The 6,406-nt window shown below is 68.7% G+C and carries 6 protein-coding genes; 4 read left to right on the forward strand and 2 right to left on the reverse strand.

Annotated elements, in window-relative coordinates; translation table 11 throughout:
* Positions 1-45 precede the first annotated feature (45 nt).
* Complete coding sequence (locus FPZ12_RS32245; RefSeq protein ID WP_144750841.1) at positions 46-687, forward strand: DedA family protein; 642 nt, start codon at positions 46-48, stop codon at positions 685-687.
* A gap of 135 nt (positions 688-822) precedes the next feature.
* Here the strand turns inward: FPZ12_RS32245 and FPZ12_RS32250 are convergent, their stop codons facing one another.
* Positions 823-1,044, reverse strand: coding sequence for a copper homeostasis protein CutC (locus FPZ12_RS32250; protein ID WP_243770140.1), 222 nt, complete (start codon positions 1,042-1,044; stop codon positions 823-825).
* Between the two features lie 9 nt (positions 1,045-1,053).
* The gene (locus FPZ12_RS32255; RefSeq protein WP_144750839.1) at positions 1,054-2,961 is read right to left on the reverse strand and encodes an acyl-CoA dehydrogenase family protein; all 1,908 of its coding nucleotides are present in this window, start codon (positions 2,959-2,961) and stop codon (positions 1,054-1,056) included.
* 166 nt (positions 2,962-3,127) lie between these two features.
* Between FPZ12_RS32255 and FPZ12_RS32260 the strand changes: the two genes are divergently transcribed.
* From FPZ12_RS32260 to FPZ12_RS32270, 3 genes are all read left to right on the forward strand, one after another.
* Entirely contained in the window at positions 3,128-3,997 is an 870-nt protein-coding gene (locus tag FPZ12_RS32260) for a patatin-like phospholipase family protein (RefSeq protein ID WP_144750837.1), read from the forward strand.
* A gap of 124 nt (positions 3,998-4,121) precedes the next feature.
* Positions 4,122-5,357, forward strand: a complete 1,236-nt coding sequence (locus FPZ12_RS32265) for a L,D-transpeptidase (protein ID WP_208026096.1) — start codon at positions 4,122-4,124, stop codon at positions 5,355-5,357.
* Positions 5,358-5,432: 75 nt separating this feature from the next.
* Entirely contained in the window at positions 5,433-6,179 is a 747-nt protein-coding gene (locus tag FPZ12_RS32270; protein WP_144750835.1) for an SIR2 family NAD-dependent protein deacylase, read from the forward strand.
* Positions 6,180-6,406 lie beyond the last annotated feature (227 nt).

The following is a 6,406-nucleotide window of genomic DNA, read 5'->3' on the forward strand; positions in this document are numbered from 1 at the left end:
GTTACGGTTGCCGAGTCGACACGGGCAAAACGGACAGGGGATCGCGTGGCACTGGTAACGGAAGTCCTGGACTGGCTGCAGAGCCTGCCGCAGCCCGCCCTCGTCGGTGCGACGGGCGCGCTGGTGTTCTTCGAGTGCACGATCGGCCTCGGCTTCCTGGCGCCGGGCGAGTCGGGCCTGCTGATCGCGGCGACGACGGCGCACACCGTGCCCCGCTTCCTGATCCTCTGGGCGGTCGTCACGGTCTGCGCGGTGGCCGGGGATTCGATCGGCTACGGCATCGGCAGGCGCTGGGGGCCGCGGCTGCGCGAAACGAAGCTGATCCGGAAATACGGGGTCGACGGCTGGGACAAGGCCACCGGGATCCTGCACCGCCGCGGCGCGTGGGCGGTGTTCTTCGCGCGGTTCCTGCCGGTGGTCCGCACGCTGACACCGGCAGCGGCGGGCGCGTCGGGCCTGCCGTACCGGAAGTTCCTGCCCGCCGCCCTCGCCGGGGCCCTGTGCTGGTCGGCGTTGCACATCAGCATCGGCGTCGCACTGGGCGAGGCCGCGAAGCGCATCGAGGGCCTGATCAACACGGGCGGCCTGATCGTCCTCGGGGTCCTGGTCGCCGCCGGGGTGTTCGTTTTCCTCAGGCGCCGCACCAAAAACAAGGCCGAGGAAGCCGAGGAAAAGGTCAACGTCTGAGGGCGACCAGCGCCCGCGCCGTTTTCACGTCCAGCGCCGCGTGTGCCCCGAACTCCGGCCACCGCGCTGTCGATGCGTGCGCTGATCCCGTCGCCGCGATGGAATCCCTTGGCACGCTTGACTTTCACCGCATCCTCAGCTCGGGCGGAGCAGGGCATCTCGCTTTTGACTCGCACGGTTGCCATGGGGGCGTGTCGGGATTAGCTCCCCGAGAACCACCTCGTCGAGCTTGCCCTCGGGAGTCAGCGCACCGACGACCACACCCGCCGAGCACAGCTCGATGCGGTCCGCACCCAACCCGTCCGCGGCGATGGCACCCTCGACGGTGTCCGTGCTCAGTTCGATACGCAGCCTCACCCCACCTGTCTACCGGAGGATCCGCCGCGCCACGCTTTGCTCCGCCGAAGCCCCCGCGCGCCAGTCCGCGATCCACGGCCCGGTGCCTTCGCTCGGGTCGAAGATCCCCTCCTCGAGCCAGCCATACCGACCGTCGAGCACGCGCGACGTCAGCTCGTAGTCGGCGTCGTCGGTGTTGTCCCACAACGCATCGAAGAGGTTTTCGATCCGCAGCCGCGACTGGCGGCAGAACACGTCGGCCAGCTCCCGCGCCGCCGCCGTGTCCTCCATCTCCGCCCGCACGCAGCATGCCGACATCGCGAACAGCTCCGCGCCGATGTCCACGATGCGGCCCAGGAACCCCTGCCGCTTCTCCAACGCCGCCTGCCACCGCGCCATCCCGTAGAACGTCGAGCGCGCCAGCTTGCGCGCCGTCCGCTCGATGTAGCGCACGTGCGACGCCAGCATGCCGAACTCACGGAACGCGCCCGGGTTCTGCCCGCGCCCGGAAACCAGCTGCGGCAACCACTTCGCGTAGAAACCACTCGCCTTCGCCGCCGCCTTGGCCTTCGCCTGCAGGTCCGCTTCCGCGTCGGCGAGCGCGCCCGCCGCGGACAGGTGCGCGTCGACGGCCTCGCGGGCGATCAGCAGGTGCATGATCTCCGTGGAACCCTCGAAGATCCGGTTGATCCGCAGGTCCCGCACCAGCTGCTCGACCCCGACGGCGCGTTCGCCGCGCGCCGCCAGCGAAGCGGCCGTCTCGTAACCGCGGCCGCCCCGGATCTGCATCAGCTCGTCGGCGACCTGGCAGGACATCTCGCTCGCCCACAGCTTCGCCAGCGCCGCCTCGATACGGATGTCGTTGCGGCCCTCGTCGCTCATGTGCCCGGACAGCTCCTGCACGCTCTCCATCGCGTAGGTCGTCGCCGCGATGAACGCGATCTTGTTCGCCACCGCGGCATGCTGCGCGAGCGGCTTGCCCCACTGCACGCGTTCCGCCGACCACTCCCGCGCGATCTTCAGGCACCATTTGCCGGCGCCCGCGCACATCGACGGGATCGACAAACGCCCGGTGTTCAGCGTCGCCAGCGCGATCTTGAGGCCCTTGCCTTCCCCACCCACGACGTTCTCCTTGGGCACCCGCACGTGGTGGAACCGCGTGACTCCGTTTTCGATCCCGCGCAGCCCCATGAACGCGTTGCGCCGCTCCACCGTGATGCCCGGGGTGTCCATCTCGACGATGAACGCCGTCACCCCGCCCCGGTGCCCTTCGGACTTCGGCACCCGCGCCATCACGACGACCAGCTCCGCCACGACCCCGTTGGTGGTCCACAGCTTCACGCCGTCCAGCTCGTAGGCTTCGCCGTCCTCGGTCGGCACCGCCGTGGTGGCCAGCCGCGCGGGGTCCGAGCCGACGTCGGGCTCGGTGAGCAGGAACGCCGTCACCGCGCCTTTCGCGCAGCGCGGCAGGAACTTCTCCTTCTGCTCGGGCGTGCCCGCGAGCTTCAGCGGCTCGGGCACGCCGATCGACTGGTGCGCGGACAGCAGCACGCCGAGCGTGGGATGCACCGAGCCGACGAGCATCAGCGCCCGGTTGTAGGCGACCTGCGTGAGCCCGAGACCGCCGTAGGACTCGGGGATCTTGATGCCGAAACAGCCCAGCCCGGCCAGCCCCTTGACGTACTCGTCCGGGATCCGTGACTCGCGTTCGATCACCGTGCCGTCCAGAGTCGCGCAGTACTCCCGCAGCGCGTGGAGGAACCGCTCGGCCCGCTCGCCGGCCTCGGGGGTGGGACGCGGATGCGGGTGCACCAGGTCGAGGCGGAACCGGCCGAGGTAGAGCTCCTTGGCGAAAGACGGTTTCCGCCAGTCGGCCTCCCTCGACTCCTCGGCGAGGGCACGAGCTTCCTTTTCCGTCACCTTCGGTTGCACAGTCATCGGCCGGCCTCCTCGTCGAGCTGATGTGACCCGCGTTACTCTCCAGTGTTACCCCTCGGTAGCGTCCGGCAAAAGTCCCGATTCCGGCCGCGTCACATGGAATGGCCGGGACGGCACGCCCGGGGCACGATGGCAGCGGAAAGCCACCCGCACGAAAGGCCGGCCGATGCCCGAGGTGAACCTGCCCCGCCCGGTCGGATTCGTGCTCGGTGGCGGTGGCAGCCTCGGCGCGATGCAGGTGGGCATGCTGCGCGCGCTCACCGAGGCCGGGGTGGTCCCGGACCTTGTCGTCGGCACGTCGGTCGGCTCGCTCAACGGGGCGGTGCTCGCGGCCGACCCGGCCGACGCGGTGCCCCGGCTGCGCGAGACCTGGGTGCACATGACGCGGCACGAAGCGTTCCCCGGCGGCGTCTTCAGCCAGGTACGCACGCTGCGGCACGCGAAAACGCATCTGTTCCCCAACTCCGGACTGGCCACGATCATCACCGGACAGCTCGGCGCGGACACGACGTTCGAAGACCTGAAAATCCCGCTCGGCGTCGTGACGACCGATGTGGACACCGCCGAGCCGCTGTTGTTCTCCTCCGGTGACCTGCACCCCACATTGCTCGCCAGTTCGGCCATTCCGGGTATTTACCCGCCCGTTTCGCACGGCGGGAAACTGCTCTACGACGGCGGGCTGGTGGCGAACGTGCCGATGCGCCAGGCACTCGCGATGGGCGCGAAATCCTTGGTGGTGCTGGATTGCGCTTTTCCGGGGCAGATCCCGTCCCCGCCGCGGACGATGGCGGAGGTGCTGATGTACACGGCAATGGTGAGTATGCGCAACCAAGCCGTCCTCGAAGCACCGCTGGCGGCGGGGTCGGTACCCGTCGTCTACCTGCCCGGCCCGGCGCCGGTACGGTTGAGCCCATTGGATTTCAGCCACACCGAAGAGCTCGCGGCCGGCGCTTGCGAAGCGGCCCGCGAATACCTGGCAGGGCTCGTCGTCGACGGGCCGGGACTCTATGGCGGACCTGGCGTGAAAATCCCGTGAAGCTCCAGGAATACCGGGTGACGCACGCCACTCCGGCACAACAAACCGGGTGACAGGGCGTCTCTCCCAGCGCGGTAGTTTTGAACGTCAGGCGTGCCCGTCCAGACCTCCAAAAAGAGACGACATGGTGTTGAAGAAGGTTTTCCCGTCCTCCGGCAGAACTCGATCCGGCCTGGTCGCCGGGCTCATGGCGGTCGCACTCGCGATTTCGGCGTGCAGTTCCGGTAATTCGGGCACAAGTGGCACCAACGGAACGAATGGTACCGGCGGCGAGACGTCGGCGGCCCCGGCCGTTTCGCTGGCCATCGAGCCCGCCGCCGACTCGACGAACGTCAACCCGACCACGCCGATCGTCGTGAAGGCGACCAACGGCACGGTCACCGACGTGACGGTCACCAACACCGCGAAGGGCACGAAGGTCGACGGCACGCTGTCTTCCGACAAGACCACGTGGACGTCGAAGGACGTGCTGGGGTACGGCGCGACGTACCAGATCGACGCGAAGGGCGCGGACAGCTCGGGCAAGGCCACCGAGCAGCAGAGCAAGATCACCACGGTGAGCCCGGCCAAGCAGGCCAACGCGAACCTGATCCCGGCGCCGTCCGCGGTCGCGTCCACGGGGGTCGGCGTCGGCCAGCCGATCGTCTTCCAGTTCAGCTACGCGGTGAAGAACAAGGCCGACGTCGAAAAGCAGCTCTCGGTCAAGTCCAGCCCCGCGCAGGAGGGCAGCTGGTACTGGGTCGACGACAAGAACGTGCACTACCGGCCCAAGGACTACTGGCAGCCGGGCACCACGCTGACGGTGAGCGCGAAGATCTACGGCGTCGACTTCGGCAACGGCGTGTACGGCGCGGAGGACCGCACGGAGACCTACCACGTGCACGACTCGTGGATCGCCAAGGCGGACGGCAACACCGAGCAGATGCAGATCTTCCACAACGGACAGCTGGTCAAGACCATGCCCATTTCGATGGGCAAGGACGCCACCCCGACGCACGTCGGCGCGCACGTCATCTCGTTCAAGGCCGAGAACTACACGATGGACTCGTGCACCTACGGGGTCTGCCAGGGCGATCCGAACTGGTATCGCTCCGAGGAGAAGTGGACCGAGCGAATGTCCAACGACGGCGAGTTCGTGCACGAGAACCCGAACAGCGTCGGCGCGCAGGGCAGTTCGAACGTGTCGCACGGCTGTATCAACCTCAACGCCGAGAACGCGGAATGGTTCTACAACAACCTCGGCCTCGGTGACGTGGTCGAAGTGAGCAACTCCGGCGGCAAGCAGCTGCCGGTGTGGGACCTCTACGGCGACTGGGCGTTGTCCTGGTCCCAGTGGCAGGCGGGTTCCGCCCTCAAGTGACCCGGCTCCCCCGTGTGCGGGGCGTCGCCGCGGAAAAACTCCGTGTGCGGCGCCCCGCGCCGTCATGATGGGGGTATGAGCGAGGTGGAGACGGCGCGGCAGCTGCTGCGGGACGCGAGCCGGGTGGTGGTGCTGTCCGGCGCGGGGGTTTCGACGGACTCGGGCATCCCGGACTTCCGTGGCCCGCAAGGCGTGTGGACGAAGAACCCGGCCGCGGAGAAGCAGTCGCACATCGACGAGTACGTGGCCAGCGGCGAAGTGCGGGAGGAATCCTGGCGCGCGCGGCTGGACCACCCGGCGTGGCAGGCGAAGCCGAACGCGGCGCACCTCGCGCTGGTCAGCCTGGAGCGTTCCGGGCGGCTGGACACGTTGCTGACCCAGAACATCGACGGGTTGCACCAGCAGGCGGGGTCGGATCCCGCGAAGGTCGTCGAACTGCACGGCACGATCGCCGATTCGATCTGCCTGTCCTGCGGCGACCGGCGTGACATGCAGGAGACGCTGGACCGGGTGCGCGCCGGCGAGGCCGACCCGGATTGCCAGGTGTGCGGCGGACTCCTGAAGTCCGCGACGATTTCCTTCGGGCAGCCACTGGACGCCGAGGTGCTCGACCGCGCCCGGCTGGCGGCGTTGAGCTGCGACCTGATGCTGGCCGTCGGGAGTTCACTGAGCGTGCACCCGGCCGCCGGTCTCGTCGATGTCGCGGCCGCGGCGGGCGCGAGCGTCATCGTGTGCAACGCCTCCGAAACGCCGTACGACGACGTCGCGGATGTCGTGCTGCGCGATCCCCTGAGCGAGGTGCTCCCGGCGATCGTCGCTTAACCCGCGAGCCCGCACGCGTGTTTGCCCCTCCCGCGCGCGTGTTTGCCCCGCCCGTCGGCGTGTTGGCCGCCAGGGTGCGTGTGTTGGCCGCCAGGGTGCGTGTGTTGGCCCCTCGGCGGCGGGCACAACGACCCGGAACGGCAAACACTCCCGCGGGAAGGACCAACACACCAACGCGGGCGGCCAACACGCGAGCGGGAACGGCAAACACGCGAGAGCCGCGGGGG

The organism is Amycolatopsis acidicola (genome assembly GCF_007713735.2).
GTDB classification, from domain to species: domain Bacteria; phylum Actinomycetota; class Actinomycetes; order Mycobacteriales; family Pseudonocardiaceae; genus Amycolatopsis_E; species Amycolatopsis_E acidicola.